Here is a 21,208-nt window from a genome sequence, read left to right as displayed (position 1 = left end):
ATGACAGCACAATTAGACCCAAAATTAATGGCTTCAGTTCAACCTCAGCCCCAAAAAAATAATGTTCCACGTGAAGTAAATATTACCTTGATCAGTAGCATGACAATTGTGGTATTGCTTGCAATTTGGTGGTTTGTCACTGCTGTAGGCTGGATTGATGCTTTGTTTTTGCCATCACCAGTTGCAGTATTAGATCGCTTGCAAGATTTGATGACCAATGGCTATATGAGCATCAGCTTATGGAGCCATATTGGCGCAAGCTTAGGTCGTATTGGCACGGCTTTGGTTGCTGCTGTAATTACGGCTATTCCTGTGGGAATTGCGATTGGTCGAAATAAAGTGATACGTGGTGTTGTCGATCCAATCATCGAATTTTACCGTCCTATTCCCCCTTTGGCTTATTTGCCTTTGATCGTAATTTGGTGTGGTATTGGTGAGTTATCCAAAGTTTTATTGATTTATCTTGCGATTTTTGCCCCGATTGTTATCGCAACGGCAACAGGCGTACGTTCGGTCGACCAAGCAAAAATTCGCGCTGCACAGTCTTTGGGTGCAACGCCATTGCAAATTATTCAACATGTGGTTTTACCGAGTGCTTTACCTGGCATTTTAACAGGTATTCGTATTGGACTTGGCGTGGGTTGGTCAACATTGGTTGCTGCTGAGTTGGTTGGTGCTTCAGAAGGTTTAGGCTTTATGGTGCAATCATCGTCACAACTTTTGGCAACAGATGTGGTGATTGTGGGTATTTTGATTATTGCTGTGATTGCTTTTGCACTGGAAATTGGATTACGCCGTTTGCAAAAGAAATTGGTCCCTTGGGATAAGCAAGCTCACTAAGCGCTTTGATTTAAATCTTTGTGGGCATGTTGGCAAGATTGATAAAAACGCAATCGCCCTCAAATTGATTATTGTATTTTTAAAGTTTTAATAATGATTTGCCTTTAAAACATCGTGAGATGATCGAGGAAGAAATGAACGCTGTTGTATCAAATACTTTTAAAATTACACCATTGAATCCTACCATTGGTGCTGTGATTGAAGGGATTAATTTTAATCAAGCTTTGACGCCTGAAGAAAAGACATTGATTGAAACAGCATTGCTAAAACATCAGGTTATTTTTTTTAGAAATCAGCCGATGACAGCTCAACAACATGCTACTTTCGCTCGACAGTTTGGACAGTTACATATTCATCCCATTTATCCAAATATTCCAGAACAACCAGAAATTATGGTTTTGGATACCGAATTAAATGATTTGCGTGATAATGCACTGTGGCATACCGATGTCACTTTCCTTGAAGAACCTGCAATGGGTGCAATTTTGAGTGCAAAGAAAGTTCCAGCATGGGGTGGCGATACACTCTGGTCAAGTGGTACAGCAGCTTTTGAAGCATTATCTCAACCGATGCAAGAGATGTTATCGGGTTTAACCGCAACACATGATATTGCACGTTCATTTCCGATAGATCGCTTTGGTGGTGACCCAGCAGAGTTGGAAAAGTTAGAAGCAGCCAAGAAAAAGCATCCACCGATTAGCCATCCTGTGATTCGTACTCATCCCATTACAGGTCGTAAAGCCTTATTTGTGAGTGAGGGGTTTACAACACGAATCAATGAATTAGAAGCCAAAGAAAGTGATGCTGTTTTGAAAATGTTGTTTGAGCATATTCAAAAACCTGAGTTTGTGGTGCGTTGGTCTTGGCAAGCCAATGATGTTGCATTTTGGGACAATCGTTGTACTTTCCACTATGCAGTTGATGATTATCGCCCACAGCACCGGGTTATGAATCGAGCAACATTGATGGGTGATCGACCATTTTATCAAGCAGATTAAGTTTCCACCGTTAAAAACCAATCAGATTCGATTGGTTTTTTTACGTTTGAATGTATTAAATTTAAAATCAATAAAAATCATAAATTTACATAATTATTATGGTGATAAATATAAGGAAGCTGTTTAAAAACTAAGACGGTACATTCAGATTGGTACAAGGTTTTTGTGATTAAAAGTATTAAACTATTTGGAAATTCAAGATTTCAATGTAGGTTTTTTATGTGAAAAATGTTTAATTATTCATCAAAATTAAATAAATGATCAACATACTAAACAAGAATAATTTATTGCTTGTTGGAAATATCATGTTGATTAATAAGAAAAATCAAATCTTTTTGCTGAGTATGCTTTCTACGTTGCTGGTGGCATGTAATGATGATAATGATCATTCAAATGTTGATCAACCTGTAGAAGCAAAACCATTAGAGTTAAACATCCTACATATAAATGACCACCATTCACATTTAGATGAAGAAAGTATTAAATTTAAAACCAATGTGGGGACAGGGGAAGAAGAATTCAGTGTTACAAGTGGTGGTTTTGCGCGTGTAGCCAGCTTAATTAATCAACTTGCAGCAGAAAAGAAAAACGCTTTTAAAATCCATGCAGGTGATGCGACCACTGGTGATTTGTACTATAACCTTACGGACGGTAAAGCAGATGCTGATGCGATGAATACCGTTTGTTTTGATACATTTACCCCTGGAAATCATGAATTCGATGCTAAGGATGATGGTTTAAAGAAATTTATTGGTTTCCTAGACCAAGGTACTTGTAAAGAAAAGACTCAAGTCCTGACTGCCAACGTAAGCTTCGGGGCATCTTCGCCATTATATAAAACCAACCGTATTTTAAAGTCAAAAGTCTTTGAGAAAGATGGTGTTAAACTCGCAATTATTGGTTTAACTGTGGCGAAAAAAACCAAAAACTCTTCTCAGCCGAATGCTGATACATTATTTGCTGATGAAATCGAAACCGCACAACAAGAAATTAATCAATACAAAGCACAAGGCATCAAAAATATTATTCTACAAACCCATGTGGGATATGACCTCGATCAACAGTTGGCAAAATCACTTACAGATGTCGATGTGATCATTGGTGGTGATTCACATACTTTATTGGGTCCAGATGGCTTAAAAAAATATGGAATGACGCCTGAAGGTGCTTATCCGACTCAACTACGCAATAAAGATGGTCAATTGGTCTGTGTGGCTCAAGCTTGGCAATATAGTTATATTGTGGGAGATCTCAATGTTAAGTTCGACAAAAATGGTAATGTCGAAAGCTGTAGTGGTACGCCGCATGTTTTAATTGGAAATAATTTTACCCGTACAGCGAAAGATGCAAAAGCAGTCACCGAAACAGAAAAACAAGCTATTCTGGCTCAATTTAAAACAGACAATGCACCGTTTACTGTGGTCACACCATTACAAAAGACTTTAGATGTTTTAAAACCCTATCAGGATCAAAAGAAAAGCTTTGCTCAAAAAATTGTAGGGCAGGCGACAGATAATCTATGCTCGCGCCGAGTACCAGGAACATTACGTGATGTAAACCGTTCTACATTAGGAGATGTGTGTAATAAAAATACTCATGTCGATCAACATGGTGGTGATATTCAGCAAATTATTGCCGAAGCATTTTTACAACAAGGTAAAGTGTTTTTTGGTGCAGATATTTCCTTCCAAAATGGCGGTGGTGTCCGTGAAGATGTTGCTTTGGGCGATGTCACGGTCGGTAAAATTTATAATGTATTACCTTTTAAAAATACGTTGTTGCGTTTAGATTTGACCGGTGCTGAAGTTAAAGCAACACTCGAAGATGCGATCGACGGAGTGATTACCCAGAATAACACGGGAAGTTATCCATACACGGGTGGTTTACGTTGGAATGTTGATTTCACAAAAGATAAAGGTCAGCGCCTCAGTCAAATACAAGTACGTAATGCAGCAGGACAATATGAAAATATTGATCTGAATAAAACCTATAAAGTGATCACCATCGATTTTCTTGCCAATGGCGGAGATTACTATACGACTTTAAAGACCATCACTGGTGAGCGTCGTTTAGATGTTGGCTTAGATTATGCCGAGGCTTTTCTTAAATATGCCCAAGCTTTGACTGGTCAAGAAGGGCAAAAGAAAATTAATAAATTAGCAACGACTGAATATAGTACTCAGCTTTTTATAGATAAAGCGAAATAATCTGAAAGACAATAAAAAATCTCGCTTAGGCGGGATTTTTTATTTTTTCTGTTTGGGTAATACCTTGATAGTCTTGAGGTTGATAGCGCATAGGAATTTCAAAACGTTTAAATTTCCTTAGACGAAGAAAATGGATTGCTTTAAAAGAATAATGAAGGCTAAAAATCTAATAAAGAATTGCAAAAATAGATGCTTCACATTAAAATGAGCCAAAATTTAGCCACGATGGCTTAAATAATCACAATGATGACCGTATTTTTTTCTTTCACTTGCCTTATTTGATCTTGTAACGTTGCCATTTGACAAGATTATAGACGACCACTGACTGGTTGCAGGATAACCATAATATCTTGATTAAACCCAGCACATTTTAGACACCTGTTTGAAATGTAATTTGAATCTACATTTAAATTCAATATTCGGGAGAACAATCATGTTGTTTAGCGTATTTCTTATTTTGGGCTTTCAATAGACCCCCATACATTTTAATCGTTTAAATTAAACGAACAAAAACCTTATTTTAAAGAATATACATGTTCTTCGGGATCGCTTTGCTTGTAAAAAATACAGATTAGCTAAAGCCAAACTCGGACATGAAAAGAAAAAAGTGAATATATGAACGAATATATAAATCAACCTTTTGCACATACGGTGCAACATGTTGAGGTTGCGGATTTTGCTGAAATTTCTCCGATTGTAAAACTCTGGGCTTTTCGATTTTTGCTGGAGCTGGGAGGCGCAAAAGAATTTATTTCTGATCATTGTTTTAGCCATCAATGGATTGCTAAGAAACTTGGTTTTTCAGAAGCATTACTTGCGGATCAATTTAATGAGCAAGCAGCTTATCAAGAACTCAATCAATTGCATAAAAGCATTCAGCAACAAAATTTATTGAATGCCTTTCAATTTAATGATGAGTTGCAATATAACTTGAAATTAATCCAACAATTGCTGGATTTAAACGCTGTCGAAACAACGATTTTAGGTTTTGTAGTGATGCTCAACAGTGAGCAACTTTTAGATGATGTCGCTGACACGATTGGTGAGCTCACGGCTTCTAAAACGATTCGTGCTTTGGCTGTGGTTTTGGATTTACCTTATGACGAGATCCGTCAAGCGCTGTCTGTACAAGGGCGTTTACATCGTAGTGGTTTGATCAGTGTGCAGCAACACTATCGTAACTATTTACGAGGAAAACTGAATCTGGTCTCTAATCAATTGGCGGATAAATTATTGGTGAAAACCAATGATGTTATGGATCTTTTTGTTGGCACGATCAATAAAAGTCATCCTGCTGAATTGACGCTTAGGGACTATCCTCATTTAGCCTCTGAATTGACCTTGTTGATGGCTTATCTAAAGCAAGTGAAACAGAATAAGCAAGAAGGTGTGAATATTTTTCTGTATGGCAGTTCTGGTACAGGCAAAACACAACTCTGTAAAACATTGGCACAAGAAATGGACGTACAGCTTTTTGAAATCTCCTGTGAAGATGAAGATGGTGATGCGATTTCTGCGACAGGGCGTTTATGTGCTTATCGTGCGGCACAATGTATTTTCGATAGCCAATCTGCATTATTGATGTTTGATGAAGTGGAAGATGTGTTTAATGACACTGAAAATGGTGTCGGCATGAAAAGCACAGCGCAAAGTCGTAAGGCTTGGGTCAACCGGATATTAGAAAAAAATCGAACACCTACGATTTGGGTTTCAAACTCTGATCAGCTTGATCCTGCGTTTATACGCCGTTTTGACATGGTGTTAGAAATAAAAGTCCCCCCTAAACAGCAACGGAGTAGCTTTATACAACAGCATTGTGGTGATGATCTCAATATGTTGTATCAACAAGCGTTTGCCAATGTTGAACAACTTTCCCCTGCCATTTTACGTCGCAGTTATCGTGTTGCGAAAGTGGCACAGATGGAAAATGAAGGTTTAGTGGTACAGGAAAGCATGACTCAATTGGTTTCCAATACACTGAAAGCACAAGGGTATCAAGCGATTCGGTTGCAAGATAGCAATGCATTACCCAAATTCTATGACTTGGCTTATATCAACTGTAAGTCAAATCTTGCTGAAATCACAACAGGGATTCAGCAACATGGTTTCGGACGTTTATGTCTATATGGTGCATCTGGAACGGGTAAGACCGCATTTGCAAGATGGCTTTCTGAACGTATCAATCGACCATTACTGATTAAGCGTGGCTCAGATTTGATTTCAGCTTGGGTGGGGGAAACAGAAAAAAATCTTGCAAAAGCTTTTCAGGAAGCGGAAGAGATGCAAGCTGTTTTACTCTTGGATGAAGTAGATGGTTTGTTACAAGACCGTCGTCAAGCAACACGCTCTTGGGAAGTTTCTCAAGTAAATGAGTTTTTGGTCCAAATGGAAAGCTTCAATGGCGTTATGGTTGCAACAACCAATCGTTTTGATGAGTTGGATCAGGCAGCAATGCGCCGTTTTGACTTTAAGATGCATTTTGATTTCTTAAATTATGCTCAACGCTTGGCTTTATTGGAAAATGTCTGTGCACAACTGAAGCTTGTTGTAGATGAGCCAAAGATCAAGGCGAAGTTAAATGCTCTAGATCGTTTAAGTGCTGGAGACTTTGCGGTGATTGTACGTCAGTCTTGTTTTCATCCTTTTGAAAGTGTAGATGCAATTGTGCAGCACCTTGCCGATGAAATGGCTACCAAATATAAAAGCTCACAAAGTATTGGATTTACCGCATCAAGTTGATGCGGTTTTCTTTTTAAAATGCGATAACCAGAAATAAGCCGAGATTTTCTGACTTTCGTATGAAAAACACAGCTCCAAAATAGATTTAATATGAAAAAAATAGATGAAAATGCTCAAAAAATAGATAAAGAAGCAAAAAAAAGGGTGAATTTGAGGAAAAAACATCCATCCGAACAGAAAGATTAAAAAAGGGGGTTGTGTTAGGTTAGGAATGCTGTAGAATGCACATCCATCGGCGGTGATGAAGATTAAAACTTCTGATAAAACAATGACTTGGTTGAATTGATTAAGTTGGGTTTTAGAAAAGAAGTTTAAAAAATAATTTGAAATCCCAGTTGACTTTCTAGAGATAGAGAGTAATATAGCCGACCTAGCTTGATGCTGACGAAGCATGAAGAAGATCATTAAGAGAATATGAAGAACAACTTGTGTGGATTTTTACTGATTGATTGATCGAAATATTATCATTGATTGATTGGTTTAAATTACTCGAAGTTTATTTGAGAGAATTTGTCAGTACATTGATGAGCCAGAATTGTGACCTTAAGTCACTAATGATTTTAACTGAAGAGTTTGATCATGGCTCAGATTGAACGCTGGCGGCAGGCTTAACACATGCAAGTCGAGCGGGGGATGTTGCTTCGGTAACTGACCTAGCGGCGGACGGGTGAGTAATACTTAGGAATCTGCCTATTAATGGGGGACAACATCTCGAAAGGGATGCTAATACCGCATACGCCCTACGGGGGAAAGCAGGGGATCACTTGTGACCTTGCGTTAATAGATGAGCCTAAGTCGGATTAGCTAGTTGGTGGGGTAAAGGCCTACCAAGGCGACGATCTGTAGCGGGTCTGAGAGGATGATCCGCCACACTGGGACTGAGACACGGCCCAGACTCCTACGGGAGGCAGCAGTGGGGAATATTGGACAATGGGGGGAACCCTGATCCAGCCATGCCGCGTGTGTGAAGAAGGCCTTATGGTTGTAAAGCACTTTAAGCGAGGAGGAGGCTCTTTTGGTTAATACCCAAGATGAGTGGACGTTACTCGCAGAATAAGCACCGGCTAACTCTGTGCCAGCAGCCGCGGTAATACAGAGGGTGCGAGCGTTAATCGGATTTACTGGGCGTAAAGCGTGCGTAGGCGGCTTTTTAAGTCGGATGTGAAATCCCCGAGCTTAACTTGGGAATTGCATTCGATACTGGGAAGCTAGAGTATGGGAGAGGATGGTAGAATTCCAGGTGTAGCGGTGAAATGCGTAGAGATCTGGAGGAATACCGATGGCGAAGGCAGCCATCTGGCCTAATACTGACGCTGAGGTACGAAAGCATGGGGAGCAAACAGGATTAGATACCCTGGTAGTCCATGCCGTAAACGATGTCTACTAGCCGTTGGGGTCTTTGAGACTTTAGTGGCGCAGCTAACGCGATAAGTAGACCGCCTGGGGAGTACGGTCGCAAGACTAAAACTCAAATGAATTGACGGGGGCCCGCACAAGCGGTGGAGCATGTGGTTTAATTCGATGCAACGCGAAGAACCTTACCTGGTCTTGACATAGTAAGAACTTTCCAGAGATGGATTGGTGCCTTCGGGAACTTACATACAGGTGCTGCATGGCTGTCGTCAGCTCGTGTCGTGAGATGTTGGGTTAAGTCCCGCAACGAGCGCAACCCTTTTCCTTACTTGCCAGCATTTCGGATGGGAACTTTAAGGATACTGCCAGTGACAAACTGGAGGAAGGCGGGGACGACGTCAAGTCATCATGGCCCTTACGACCAGGGCTACACACGTGCTACAATGGTCGGTACAAAGGGTTGCTACCTAGCGATAGGATGCTAATCTCAAAAAGCCGATCGTAGTCCGGATTGGAGTCTGCAACTCGACTCCATGAAGTCGGAATCGCTAGTAATCGCGGATCAGAATGCCGCGGTGAATACGTTCCCGGGCCTTGTACACACCGCCCGTCACACCATGGGAGTTTGTTGCACCAGAAGTAGGTAGTCTAACCGTAAGGAGGACGCTTACCACGGTGTGGCCGATGACTGGGGTGAAGTCGTAACAAGGTAGCCGTAGGGGAACCTGCGGCTGGATCACCTCCTTAACGAAAGATTGACGATTGGTAAGAATCCACAACAAGTTGTTCTTCATTGATGTATCTGAGGGTCTGTAGCTCAGTTGGTTAGAGCACACGCTTGATAAGCGTGGGGTCACAAGTTCAAGTCTTGTCAGACCCACCAAGTCTACTGAACACAGAAGAGCAGATATATTAAGATCTTAAGCTGGGGACTTAGCTTAGTTGGTAGAGCGCCTGCTTTGCACGCAGGAGGTCAGGAGTTCGACTCTCCTAGTCTCCACCAAATTTGAGGGAAAACAAAGCAACGCTTTGTCCGAAAATTTAAGCAAGAAGCTGTGCTTCGCGCAGGCATCCATTTGAAAGATGAAATTGATTATAGAAATTAATGAACTGAAGTTTATAGAGTTTATTAACTTCTGTGATTTATCACAGTGAACTACTTGCTGACGAGGCGGTAGAGAATCATTAACAGAATATATTTGAGTTGAAATAATTGTTTAACTCGTTTTATGAAGCTTAACAAGCAATTGTTAATGTGGAGTGAAATGAGAACTAGCGATAAAACTGAATCAAGCGTTTTGGTATATGAATTAAATTGAAGCTGTACAGTGATTAAGTTCACAAGCAACAAATAGAAGTGGTTAAATCCACATTGTTGATCCTCCTTGTAGGGATTAACGACTGTTTGGGGTTGTATAGTCAAGTAATTAAGTGCATGTGGTGGATGCCTTGGCAGTCAGAGGCGAAGAAAGACGTAATAGCCTGCGATAAGCTTCGGGGAGGCGGCAAATATCCTGTGATCCGGAGATTTCTGAATGGGGAAACCCACTTACCATAAGGTAGGTATCGCATGATGAATACATAGTCATGCGAGGCGAACGAGGGGAAGTGAAACATCTCAGTACCCTTAGGAAAAGAAATCAATTGAGATTCCCTCAGTAGCGGCGAGCGAACGGGGATCAGCCCATTAAGTTATATGTGTATTAGCGGAAAGCTCTGGGAAGTGCTACCGTAGAGGGTGATAGTCCCGTACACGAAAGTGCACATATAATGATGACGAGTAGGGCGAGGCACGTGAAACCTTGTCTGAATATGGGGGGACCATCCTCCAAGGCTAAATACTCCTGACTGACCGATAGTGAACCAGTACCGTGAGGGAAAGGCGAAAAGAACCCCTGTGAGGGGAGTGAAATAGATCCTGAAACCGCATGCATACAAGCAGTGGGAGCCAACTTGTTTGGTGACTGCGTACCTTTTGTATAATGGGTCAGCGACTTATATTCAGTAGCAAGGTTAACCGTATAGGGGAGCCGTAGAGAAATCGAGTCTTAATAGGGCGTTTAGTTGCTGGGTATAGACCCGAAACCGGGTGATCTATCCATGAGCAGGTTGAAGGTTGGGTAACACTAACTGGAGGACCGAACCCACTGTCGTTGAAAAGCCAGGGGATGACTTGTGGATAGGGGTGAAAGGCTAATCAAACTCGGTGATAGCTGGTTCTCCCCGAAAGCTATTTAGGTAGCGCCTCGGACGAATACCATAGGGGGTAGAGCACTGTTTCGGCTAGGGGGTCATCCCGACTTACCAAACCGATGCAAACTCCGAATACCTATGAGTACTATCCGGGAGACAGACTGCGGGTGCTAACGTCCGTAGTCAAGAGGAAAACAATCCAGACCGCCAGCTAAGGCCCCAAAATTATAGTTAAGTGGGAAACGATGTGGGAAGGCATAGACAGCTAGGAGGTTGGCTTAGAAGCAGCCACCCTTTAAAGAAAGCGTAATAGCTCACTAGTCGAGTCGGCCTGCGCGGAAGATGTAACGGGGCTAAAACTATATGCCGAAGCTGCGGATGTATACATTGTATACGTGGTAGGGGAGCGTTCTGTAAGCCGATGAAGGTGTGTTGAGAAGCATGCTGGAGGTATCAGAAGTGCGAATGCTGACGTGAGTAACGACAAAACGGGTGAAAAACCCGTTCGCTGAAAGACCAAGGGTTCCAGTCCAACGTTAATCGGGGCTGGGTGAGTCGACCCCTAAGGCGAGGCCGAGAGGCGTAGTCGATGGGAAATTGGTTAATATTCCAATACTTCTGTGTAATGCGATGAGAGGACGGAGAAAGTTAAGTCAGCCTGGCGTTGGTTGTCCAGGTGAAAGGTTGTAGGCATGCATCTTAGGCAAATCCGGGGTGCTCTATGCTGAGAACTGATAGCAAGCGAGTTTACTCGTGAAGTGGCTGATACTATGCTTCCAGGAAAAGTCTCTAAGCTTCAGTTACACAGGAATCGTACCCGAAACCGACACAGGTGGTCAGGTCGAGTAGACCAAAGCGCTTGAGAGAACTCTGCTGAAGGAACTAGGCAAAATGGTACCGTAACTTCGGGAGAAGGTACGCTGCTGACGGTGATAGGACTTGCTCCTTGAGCTATTGGCAGCCACAGAAACCAGGCCCCTGCAACTGTTTATTAAAAACATAGCACTCTGCAAACACGAAAGTGGACGTATAGGGTGTGATGCCTGCCCGGTGCTGGAAGGTTAATTGATGGGGTTAGCGTAAGCGAAGCTCTTGATCGAAGCCCCAGTAAACGGCGGCCGTAACTATAACGGTCCTAAGGTAGCGAAATTCCTTGTCGGGTAAGTTCCGACCTGCACGAATGGCATAATGATGGGGGCGCTGTCTCCAGCAGAGGCTCAGTGAAATCGAAATCGCCGTGAAGATGCGGTGTACCCGCGGCTAGACGGAAAGACCCCGTGAACCTTTACTGCAGCTTGACATTGAACTTTGATCTTACTTGTGTAGGATAGGTGGGAGGCTTAGAAGTAGCGACGCCAGTTGCTATGGAGCCATCCTTGAAATACCACCCTGGTAATATTGAGGTTCTAACTCTGTCCCGTTATCCGGGACGAGGACCATGTCTGGTGGGTAGTTTGACTGGGGCGGTCTCCTCCTAAAGAGTAACGGAGGAGTACGAAGGTGCGCTCAGCGTGGTCGGAAATCACGCGTAGAGTATAAAGGCAAAAGCGCGCTTAACTGCGAGACCCACAAGTCGAGCAGGTACGAAAGTAGGTCTTAGTGATCCGGTGGTTCTGTATGGAAGGGCCATCGCTCAACGGATAAAAGGTACTCTGGGGATAACAGGCTGATACCGCCCAAGAGTTCATATCGACGGCGGTGTTTGGCACCTCGATGTCGGCTCATCTCATCCTGGGGCTGAAGCAGGTCCCAAGGGTATGGCTGTTCGCCATTTAAAGAGGTACGCGAGCTGGGTTTAGAACGTCGTGAGACAGTTCGGTCCCTATCTACCGTGGGCGTTGGAAATTTGAGAGGATCTGCTCCTAGTACGAGAGGACCAGAGTGGACGAACCTCTGGTGTACCGGTTGTGACGCCAGTCGCATCGCCGGGTAGCTATGTTCGGAAGGGATAACCGCTGAAAGCATCTAAGCGGGAAGCCTACCTCAAGATAAGATTTCCCTAGGACTTTATGTCCTCTAAAGAGCCGTTGAAGACTACGACGTTGATAGGTTGGATGTGGAAGTGCGGTGACGCATGAAGCTGACCAATACTAATTGCTCGTGAGGCTTGACTATACAACACCCAAGCAGTTGTATATGAAACATCATTTGATTCATAAAAGATCAAAGAAACTTGATTTAGTTGTAAAGCTAGTTACAATAACCAACTCAAATGTTCTGTTAAACTCATTTGGAACAAAGTAAGGCATCCCCATAAGACCCGAAAAAGTCCATAACAGTTTGCTGGCGACAATAGCAAGAGTGAACCACCTGATCCCTTCCCGAACTCAGAAGTGAAACCTCTTAGCGCTGATGGTAGTGTGGGGTTACCCATGTGAGAGTAAGTCATCGCCAGCTTTTAATTCTTAAAACACCCTCAACTAAAATGTTGAGGGTGTTTTTTTATGTGTAAAGAAAAGTGAAAAAGTCCCATAAAAGAATAATATAACTTGAGTTCAATGTAATCATATCTTTAACTTATTGAAAATAATAAAGCTCTGCAGAGCCTTATAGAAGTAGTCCTGCCTCAAACAGTTGCAGATGACGTTTCCGAGTATCATGTTTTATCAAGATTTTTATATCGAACTCAGGTTAATATAGGATGAAAATGATAAGTCTGTGAAGGTTTACTTCCTATAGCACAGAAAATTAACATCTAATGCAAATAGTTTGATTACAATAGCCGAATACAAAGTATCAGGTGATCCTATGAAACTGAACTCATTCTCTCCCATTCCTAATGATGATGAAGAACTTTATCTTCCTGAACTGGTGTTTGCTGCTTCACTTGGCGATATTGAACAAGTCGAACAGCTTTTATCACAAGGGATTGATGCCAATCAAATGGATGAAGAAGGTTATAGTGCATTACACGCTGCTGCTGAAAATGATCATTTAGAAATTGTAAAGTTATTAGTGAGTCAGGGTGCAGATGTCCACTATAAAGCACAATTTACAGCCTTGGAACTGGCAGAAATGGCGAATAATAAAGAAATAGTCGAATATTTAAAGAAACTATAAATCAAAAAAATGGTATGGCTATAAAAAGAAAACCCCATAATCCTGATGGGGTTTTCTTCGTATTGGTGTGTTAGATCTGACTCCTGTCGAATCTCACGTTCCTGATGCTCAGACACTTGGTTATTGTTGTTTTGTCTGGGAAACTTCCTGTTCCCTCTGACCATAGAATATAAAATTGATCACTAATCGTATAGATGACAATCGCTGTGATTGTTGTAAGCAATTTCCTATAACAATAAAATTTTCATTAATTGACCTCAATATTATTTGCCATGAGACCTTTACCTTGTGCTTCTGCAATTAAGCGTTCAGCAGATTCACGGTTTTTACGTAGCCCAGGCATTCGGAATTCAGTATGACCATAGTCATGAATTCTTGTCCAGCGACCACCCCAGGTTAAACCTACGGATTCAGCGACAACACCATACAGTTGATAACCTTTCCAAGCCCATGGATCACGTTCAGAAATCACTACTTTGCCATCACGTTTAAAGGCGACATCAGCAGCTAAACCAAATTGATGATAACTTTGATAGGCTTTGGCTAAAGTGGTTGCTGTATTGCCCGATAAACGTGTTTGACGTTCAGGGCTACGATAACCTTCTAAAAGAACCATTTCATAACCGTGACGTTCTTTCATGATTTTAAAGACCATCAGCAAACGTTGCTTATAACTTGGATGCATTTTGTCCCATTTACGGTCAACCATTGCCGTATCAAAACTGCTTCTCTGATCCCCAACTCCTTCGTTATCAATCGCTGATGGATTCACACTTGGGAATTGATGATTTGGAAGTGGATTTTCTCTCTCTAGGATTTGAGCTTGCACAATTGCGGCATCAATTAAGCTGTCATCAACAGCAGGCGGAGGGCTTAAGACCTCACCATTAAGCAATGCATAGATTTGTGGATCTGTCTGTCTTAAGTATTCTGCTTCTACTTTTGTCGGGTCAATGGGTCGAGTAAAGGCAAAAACTAAAATACTGGAAAGCAGAAAAAAACCTGCAATCAAAATCCACCATTGTTGTAAATGCCAATGGGTCTGAGTTTGATGTGCAGAAGCTGCTTGGTTCATTTGCTCTGCGAAATGTTTTGCAGAGGCTAGTTTTTTCTTACCCTGTGGTAGCAGTGCTTTTAAATAGTCTAAAGTTTTGTTTCTGATCTCATAAGACATTAAAAAAGTAAGACCAATCACCAAAAAGAGAAAACAAATAACAACAAACAAAATCATGGTTTGTTTTCTATCTCTTTTCTTTCTATGGTCATTTTGACAGTCGCTTCAGGAGAGATCTCTTGAACTTCTTCCTTTTTCGCTGGAGCTTCTTTTTCAGCTGCTTTTGCCTCAACTTTCGGTTTGGCTGTTGCAGCGGCTACAGGTTTTGCAGGTACAACTGGTGGTTTAGATGCTACTGCAGGAGCAGGCTTCACTTCTGGTTTGAGCATTTGTTCAAATGGTGAGCCGCTCTTTGGAACTGGTTGAGGTGCAGGCTTATTTTCATGTTTGAAAATTTGATTAAAGTCTTTCTCATTAATATGTTGTTTATAAGCACCAGCGCTTTCATCATGTTGATTGTTTGTAGCTTCTTCAGTATGCGCTTGTACATCTTGTTCTTGTACAGCGGATGTTGTTTCAACTGAGTCAGTTACAGTTTCAGGCTGGTTAAAATTGATAAAAATAAAGAAAAAGATCGCTGAAAGGATGATCCCGGTTAATAAGCCAAGTAAAAAGATTGATGATTTTCCCCAAGTTTTTTTAACAGGCTTACTTTGTAATATACGAATAGATGTTTGCTTTTCTTGTGTCATAATTTTACCGTCAAGGCAATAGAATCGTGATATGCGCTTGTTCTGCTGGCGCTGCAATTACATTATTAAATTTTGCAAGCGAAGCATCTTCATTCTTATTCAACATAATTTTTAATCCTGCAAAAGCAAGCACTGCAAATAACAACAGGAAAATTAGAATCCAAACAAAAGGTAATTCTCGATGAATAATATTTTTGATCTGATCAGGTAGCGCAGCAAAAGGTGAAAAAGCAGCTTTTTTACCTTTTAAGTAATCAATTTCATCACCGACTCGTGCGACTAAGTGATTTAAACTCTCAATAGATTCAATACGATACTTACCTTGAAAACCGAGCAATAAGCAATAATGATAAACTTCGAGTGACGCGAGTCTTTCTTTACCACGGGCACGAATCAGCTCTAAAAACTCAAAAAAACGATAACCCGCCAGTTGTGAACCGAACAGGGTCAACTGTAATGGGCTGATTAACCAATGATTTTGTAGATTGAAAAAAGAAGGATCTTGTTGGGTAACAATCGTTTCATCAAGTAAAGCGCAATAGGCATACTTTGCGTCTTGAATATCTTCTGCTGAAAACTGTAGTTTCTTGGCTTGATGTTCGAAGCGATTGAGTAAATCTAAAATCTTCTCTTTAAAGCGATCAGCATTTTCAGGAACGTACTGATTTCTTAATAAAAAGACGATATAAAAACCGTCGTGCAAAAGATCAACCAAATTGGTTGCTTGTGTATTTTTAGTCGGTTGAGGTAAAGAACCTGCCCCAATTTGTCCATCATCAAACAGTGAAGGGGCGATATTATTGTTCTGACTCATTTGCTCATCCTCTTAACCGTTCATCACTGCGATCAGCTCAATACTGATATCTTGGAAACCTGCTGGTACATAAATACAAATGGTTTCAGAATCAAGCATACGCTGATACATCTCGTGGTGTGGCTCAATTTCAAAATAGCTCACCCCTGATCGTACTGGAATGGCCGTTGGAATTTGTACCAAATGATGAATTGGAATTGCAGGAAGTGCTGCAACAACACGTTGTTCTACATCTACCGTATTACCAACTTTGAAACGTAAAGGTACGATTTGAATCAATTCGTGTGTCTGCATCATACCACTTGAGACTGCGATATAAAGTCTTGATTCTTTAGTGATTTTATCGGTTTCTAAGCTACCGACCCAATACGAAGGACGAATTTCTTTCAATGCGATACTGATATAACGACTTGAAATAATCGTATCTAACAGTTCACGTAAGATTTTATCTAATTGAGTAAAACTATCTTGCAAGTTGTGATGTTGATATTGTGGTAAATGCTCAACTTCATATGCGGTAGAGAAGGTGAGCAATGAACCTGTTAAACGTAACAACTCAAAGAACAATTTCTCAGGATGAATCTGAGGATTTTGCAAAAGATGGTTTAATGTTGCATGAGCAGTATTGAGCGCATTCACCAACCAGAAAGACACAATATCTCCCGATCTAAATTCGATCAGTTTCTGTTCGTTTTCACGGTTATTGGTTTGAATCATTTTGATTTTGGCACGAACAACATTTAAAGTTCGTTTCAAATTCGCCAACAGGGTTTCATTCGACTGAATATGTAAAATTGGCGGAATATATTTTGAATCAATTTCAAAATTACCTGAACTATGACGTTTGATTTTTCCAATCGCTAAATACAAAAAGCCATCTAAATCCTGATTCGGATCAGCTTGAATATCAAAAAGTTTGAATTCAGTACGACGTCTCAGAAAAGTAATTTCAGCAGGTGTTGCATCTGTAAACAGATCATGTGTTTCATTCAAATAAGAATGATAGCGCGCAGGTTGCTTATCCTGATCATCTGAAATGTTTTTCTTATTGGGTTGTAAGATCGGCAATGCTAAATAAATGAGCATTTCACCGCGCAAATTCAATTCATCCAACAAGATTGGTTGTGGCAAAAGATCTTTAGCAGGTGCTTGATATATCTCGCCATCCTGCCAAATCATATCAATGTGTTCTAAAGCCAGTACATGTGTACCCAATTGAGTTTCGTCAAAACGAAGATTTTTAATCCCATAAGGATAGGGAATAGTAGAACGAACGGTATGATTTAAACGTTGTTCTTGATAGGTATCTTGTAGTTGGAAATGCTGTGGTCTTAAAAATAAACCTTCACCCCAAAGAACTTTTTCAGCTTTAAACATATTGGATTACCACTCAGAAGATTCATTATTTTGGTTGACGCCCAGTAATTCTTGAATAGAATCAAGGGGATTATCATTTTTAATGACTTGAGTTAACCATTCGTGTAAAGGCATTTGACTCCATTTAATGGTTTTTTGCAGCATATAACTTACAGGGCTATGTGGTTCATTGGTTTGAAAATAATCAGCAATATCTTGTAAAACACGCATTGCCTGTTCACGGTTCTGTAAGTGACTTTGTGGTTGTGGCTGAAAACTTTGTGTTTGAACAACTGGAGCTGCATAGGACTCTGTAGCTGTTGCAATGGGTGTTTGAACTTGAGTATCTGTATTTTCCATAGGCGCTGTATTGGTGTTGCTGCCAAAAGATTCTGCTTTATAGATTTTCTTTAGATTCATTTGAATATTTTCAAGTTGAGAATCTACATTGGCAAAACTTGGCGCTTCCAACTCCATCAAAGAATCGAGCACTTGTTTAATGATATTCCAATGCTGCAAAATTTCCTGAAATTGCTGATAATTTTGATATTGAAATGTCCGAGATGTATTGAATAAAGCTTGGTTGAATTGGTCTAATTCTAGCGATGCTTCCACACTGTCAGAATCTTCAGCTTGCTTACGACGCACATTTTGTAAATGTAAAAATTTTTCGTATTGGGCAAGTGAGTAGAATGGTTGAATGTTGATGAGTGGAACATTCTTGATCAAGCCGGGTAATTGTGTTGTGAAGCCTTGTAGCAACCCGAGACGTTGATCTAAATCATCATCTTCAATTTCAGGATGGAGCTTTAACCAGAATTGCTCTAAGACGCGATGGCTCAGCTCTAGTCCTTTAATTAAACCTTCAAAACCATATAGATTTGTCCAAGCTTCGGTCAGCCAAGTCAGTAAACGGATATCCTTAGTTTTATCTGTTAATAATTGAACAGATTTTTCAGCAACAAATGACCAATCCGCTTGCTTAGGTTCAGAGATCCAATCCCCCTGATCTAATAGTGGATCATCATGTGTTCGTGCTTTTTTTATTTCATGAAACTCATTGGAAAAAGATAAATCTTCTCCACATGGATGATCATCTGAAATAGGCTTTAGTAAGGTATCTAAATTAATATCCATTCTCTATACTCGTGAATTTAAGCTTCCACAACCTTTGGCTTCTTACTCGATTTCTTCTTTGCAGATTTGGCTTGTGGATCTAAAAGGTAAATAATTTCATCATCTTTGGTGTCGATATGAATCAATTTAGGAATTTTTTGTTCTGCTAGCGCAACCAGCATTTCTGTTGCTAATGCAGGTAAGACAGAAGCATTTAAAATATTGTCAACATTACGCGCACCACTATCCACCTCTGTGCAACGACTGAGAATTAACTCGATCAAATCGTCGCTATATGTCACTTTGGTTTCGTATTGTTTTTCGAGTCGTGCAGTAATTTTGCCAATTTTATGTTCAATAATTCTGACCAGAAGATCATCATGTAATGGGAAATACGGCACAATCCGCATACGACCCAAAAATGCAGGTTTAAATTGTTTATATAAACTTGGTTTAAGTTGCTCGGTAAGCTCTTCAGCGCTTGGCCACTCTTCGACAGGCTGATTTAAACATGCCTGCATAATGGCGTTTGAACCTGTATTGGAAGTCAACAAAATCGTGGTATTTTTAAAATCAATAACTCGACCTTCACCGTCTTCAAGTGTTCCTTTGTCGAAAACTTGGTAGAACAATTCTTGAACATCGCTATGCGCTTTTTCAATCTCGTCCAGTAAAACAACGCTATAAGGATTACGTCTAACAGCTTCTGTTAATACACCACCTTGACCATAACCTACATACCCTGGAGGTGCACCTTTGAGAGAGGAAACAGTATGTGCTTCTTGGTATTCAGACATATTGATGGTGATTAAATGCGATTCACCACCATAGAGCTCATTTGCAAGTGCTAAGGCGGTTTCCGTTTTACCGACACCACTTGGACCGACTAGCATGAAGACACCTTGTGGTTTATTCGGATCTTCTAAGCGTGCTTTCGATGTTTTAATCCCTTGAACCAGCTGATGTAATGCATAATCTTGTCCCATTACCCGTTGTTCAAGTTTTTCTTCCAAGCTGAGAATTTGTTTAATTTCATCATTGACCATTTTCCCAACAGGAATACCGGTCCAATCTGAAATAATTTCATTGATGATTTGTGCATTTACACGTTCAAAAACCAGAGGTTCTTGACCTTGCAGTTCAGCTAAGTTATTACGAAGTTTTAGGATTTCATCTTTATGTGATGCTTGTTCCGTATCGGTACCGCTTTCTAATACTTTGATTTGCTGAATTAAATCCAATTCAGCTTGCCATTGTTGTTCTGTTTCTTGAATTTCTTGCTCAAGTGTATCTAAAGATTGTTTAAGTTGTGCTAAGCGTTCTTCATGAATTGACTCATGCTTATGCTCATTTTCAATGATATTGAATTCTAAATTTAAATTATGTTGTTGAGCTTTGAGTTGATCCAATTTCACAGGTTGGGCATTTTGTGTGAGTGCAACACGTGCAGCCGCTGTATCTAATACGCTAATGGCTTTATCTGGGAGTTGGCGCCCACTGATATAACGGTGTGATGAATGTACAGCCGTAACAATGGCTTCATCATCAATACGTAAGTTAAAGTGATTTGCCATCACAGGAATCATGGCACGTAACATATCGATAGCCACTTCTTCGGTTGGTTCTTCAACTTTAACCACTTGGAAGCGACGACTCAAAGCGGCATCTTTTTCAAAATACTGCTTATATTCCGCCCATGTTGTTGCTGCAATTGTTCTTAATTCACCACGCGCCAATGCAGGTTTTAACAAGTTTGCTGCATCATTTTGACCTGCTTGACCACCAGCACCAATCATGGTGTGAGCTTCATCAATAAACAGGATAATTGGGTGAGCTGATTGTTGCACTTCTTGGATGACTTGTTTTAATCGGTTTTCAAACTCACCTTTGACGCTTGCACCAGCTTGTAACAAGCCCATATCTAAAGAATGCAGTTGAACATTTTTAAGCGCATCGGGAACTTGGTTTTGTGAAATTTTAAGTGCTAGACCTTCAACTACAGCAGTTTTACCGACACCAGGCTCACCTGTTAAGATGGGATTGTTTTGACGACGGCGCATCAAAATATCCAGCATCAAACGGATTTCGTATTCACGACCAATAACAGGGTCTATTCCACCTTTTTGAGCCTTTTCAGTGAGGTTAATAGTGAACTGATCCAGTGCCGGCGTTTTTTTAAGTGAGGCTGAATGATCACCTGAATCTATTTCAGATTTGGCTTCTTTTTCTGTGGTATTCACGGGAACATTTTCGTTACTGTTCACGCAAATTTCCAAGAATTTATGCTTCATCATATCAATCGGGAAAAGATCAAATAAGCTTGAAGCTCGAATGGCAATTTGATAGAGGTCCGAGGCAGTAAGTAACGCAACAAGTAAGTGTCCACTGCGAATAACTGAATCTTGTTCAGCTGAAGCAAGCAACCATGCTTGTTCCAGAAGTCGAACAATTGATTTTGAAAAGATTGGCGTTCGGGTATTGCCTTTCGGAAGTTGAGAAATGCATTCTAACAAATCACTTAACAATGCATCTTTTGAAATTTTGCATTTGTTTAGTAATATTTCAAGATCATTGCCATGCTGTTCAAGTAATTTGACAAAAAAATGTTCAATTTCAATTTCAAAATTTTGATGATTTACACATAGATTGGCGGATTGTTCTAAAGCTGTACGTGAAGATGCAGATAACTTTTTAATCAAAACTTTTAAATCGGTCATTTTTGTCTC

General features: G+C 40.6%; 11 protein-coding genes, 2 tRNA genes and 3 rRNA genes. 10 read left to right on the top strand and 6 right to left on the bottom strand.

From position 1 onward, the window contains the following. The 10 genes from tauC (at position 1) to TOL5_RS21470 (ending at position 13,390) form a co-directional block, all read left to right on the top strand. Positions 1-840: a taurine ABC transporter permease TauC gene (tauC, locus tag TOL5_RS21515; RefSeq protein ID WP_009584743.1), complete on the top strand. Its 840-nt coding sequence runs from the start codon at positions 1-3 to the stop codon at positions 838-840. 134 nt (positions 841-974) lie between these two features. Continuing rightward, entirely contained in the window at positions 975-1,838 is an 864-nt protein-coding gene (gene tauD, locus TOL5_RS21510) for a taurine dioxygenase (protein ID WP_042088918.1), read from the top strand. A gap of 305 nt (positions 1,839-2,143) precedes the next feature. Continuing rightward, positions 2,144-4,045 carry a 5'-nucleotidase C-terminal domain-containing protein gene (locus TOL5_RS21505; protein WP_042088872.1) on the top strand — a complete coding sequence of 634 codons (1,902 nt, stop codon included), beginning with the start codon at positions 2,144-2,146 and terminating at the stop codon, positions 4,043-4,045. A gap of 615 nt (positions 4,046-4,660) precedes the next feature. Then, positions 4,661-6,784 carry an AAA family ATPase gene (locus tag TOL5_RS21500; RefSeq protein WP_121774966.1) on the top strand — a complete coding sequence of 708 codons (2,124 nt, stop codon included), beginning with the start codon at positions 4,661-4,663 and terminating at the stop codon, positions 6,782-6,784. Positions 6,785-7,345: 561 nt separating this feature from the next. Further along, positions 7,346-8,884 (top strand): 16S ribosomal RNA (locus TOL5_RS21495). Positions 8,885-8,943: 59 nt separating this feature from the next. Then, positions 8,944-9,020, top strand: a tRNA-Ile gene (locus TOL5_RS21490). A 44-nt stretch (positions 9,021-9,064) separates the two neighbouring features. Beyond that, positions 9,065-9,140: transfer RNA gene (locus TOL5_RS21485), tRNA-Ala, on the top strand. Positions 9,141-9,554: 414 nt separating this feature from the next. Beyond that, positions 9,555-12,445: ribosomal RNA gene (locus tag TOL5_RS21480) — 23S ribosomal RNA — on the top strand. Between the two features lie 167 nt (positions 12,446-12,612). Continuing rightward, positions 12,613-12,727, top strand: a 5S ribosomal RNA gene (gene rrf, locus TOL5_RS21475). Together the 16S, 23S and 5S rRNA genes with 2 tRNA genes alongside form the textbook arrangement of a ribosomal RNA operon. A gap of 351 nt (positions 12,728-13,078) precedes the next feature. Next, positions 13,079-13,390 carry an ankyrin repeat domain-containing protein gene (locus TOL5_RS21470; protein ID WP_058971885.1) on the top strand — a complete coding sequence of 104 codons (312 nt, stop codon included), beginning with the start codon at positions 13,079-13,081 and terminating at the stop codon, positions 13,388-13,390. Positions 13,391-13,637: 247 nt separating this feature from the next. Here the strand turns inward: TOL5_RS21470 and TOL5_RS21465 are convergent, their stop codons facing one another. Genes TOL5_RS21465 through tssH form a run of 6 tightly spaced genes read right to left on the bottom strand, consistent with a single transcriptional unit; the run spans position 13,638 to position 21,199 of the window. After that, entirely contained in the window at positions 13,638-14,621 is a 984-nt protein-coding gene (locus tag TOL5_RS21465; protein WP_004832269.1) for a M15 family metallopeptidase, read from the bottom strand. After that, positions 14,618-15,196 carry a hypothetical protein gene (locus TOL5_RS21460; protein WP_009584306.1) on the bottom strand — a complete coding sequence of 193 codons (579 nt, stop codon included), beginning with the start codon at positions 15,194-15,196 and terminating at the stop codon, positions 14,618-14,620. The genes TOL5_RS21465 and TOL5_RS21460 overlap by 4 nt, the downstream gene beginning before the upstream one ends. A 10-nt stretch (positions 15,197-15,206) precedes the next feature. Next, on the bottom strand, positions 15,207-16,010 hold the full coding sequence (gene icmH / locus TOL5_RS21455; RefSeq protein WP_004832265.1) for a type IVB secretion system protein IcmH/DotU: 804 nt from the start codon (positions 16,008-16,010) through the stop codon (positions 15,207-15,209). Between the two features lie 12 nt (positions 16,011-16,022). After that, complete coding sequence (tssK, locus tag TOL5_RS21450; RefSeq protein ID WP_004832262.1) at positions 16,023-17,387, bottom strand: type VI secretion system baseplate subunit TssK; 1,365 nt, start codon at positions 17,385-17,387, stop codon at positions 16,023-16,025. A 6-nt stretch (positions 17,388-17,393) separates the two neighbouring features. Continuing rightward, positions 17,394-18,503 (bottom strand): type VI secretion system protein TssA, encoded by a 1,110-nt coding sequence (tssA, locus tag TOL5_RS21445; protein ID WP_004832260.1) that lies wholly within the window; start codon positions 18,501-18,503, stop codon positions 17,394-17,396. Between the two features lie 17 nt (positions 18,504-18,520). Continuing rightward, complete coding sequence (gene tssH, locus TOL5_RS21440) at positions 18,521-21,199, bottom strand: type VI secretion system ATPase TssH (protein WP_121775834.1); 2,679 nt, start codon at positions 21,197-21,199, stop codon at positions 18,521-18,523. Positions 21,200-21,208: the final 9 nt, after the last annotated feature.

The organism is Acinetobacter sp. Tol 5, from assembly GCF_019702905.1.
GTDB classification, from domain to species: Bacteria; Pseudomonadota; Gammaproteobacteria; order Pseudomonadales; family Moraxellaceae; genus Acinetobacter; species Acinetobacter bereziniae.
This window is presented reverse-complemented; position numbering and strand designations above follow the sequence as displayed.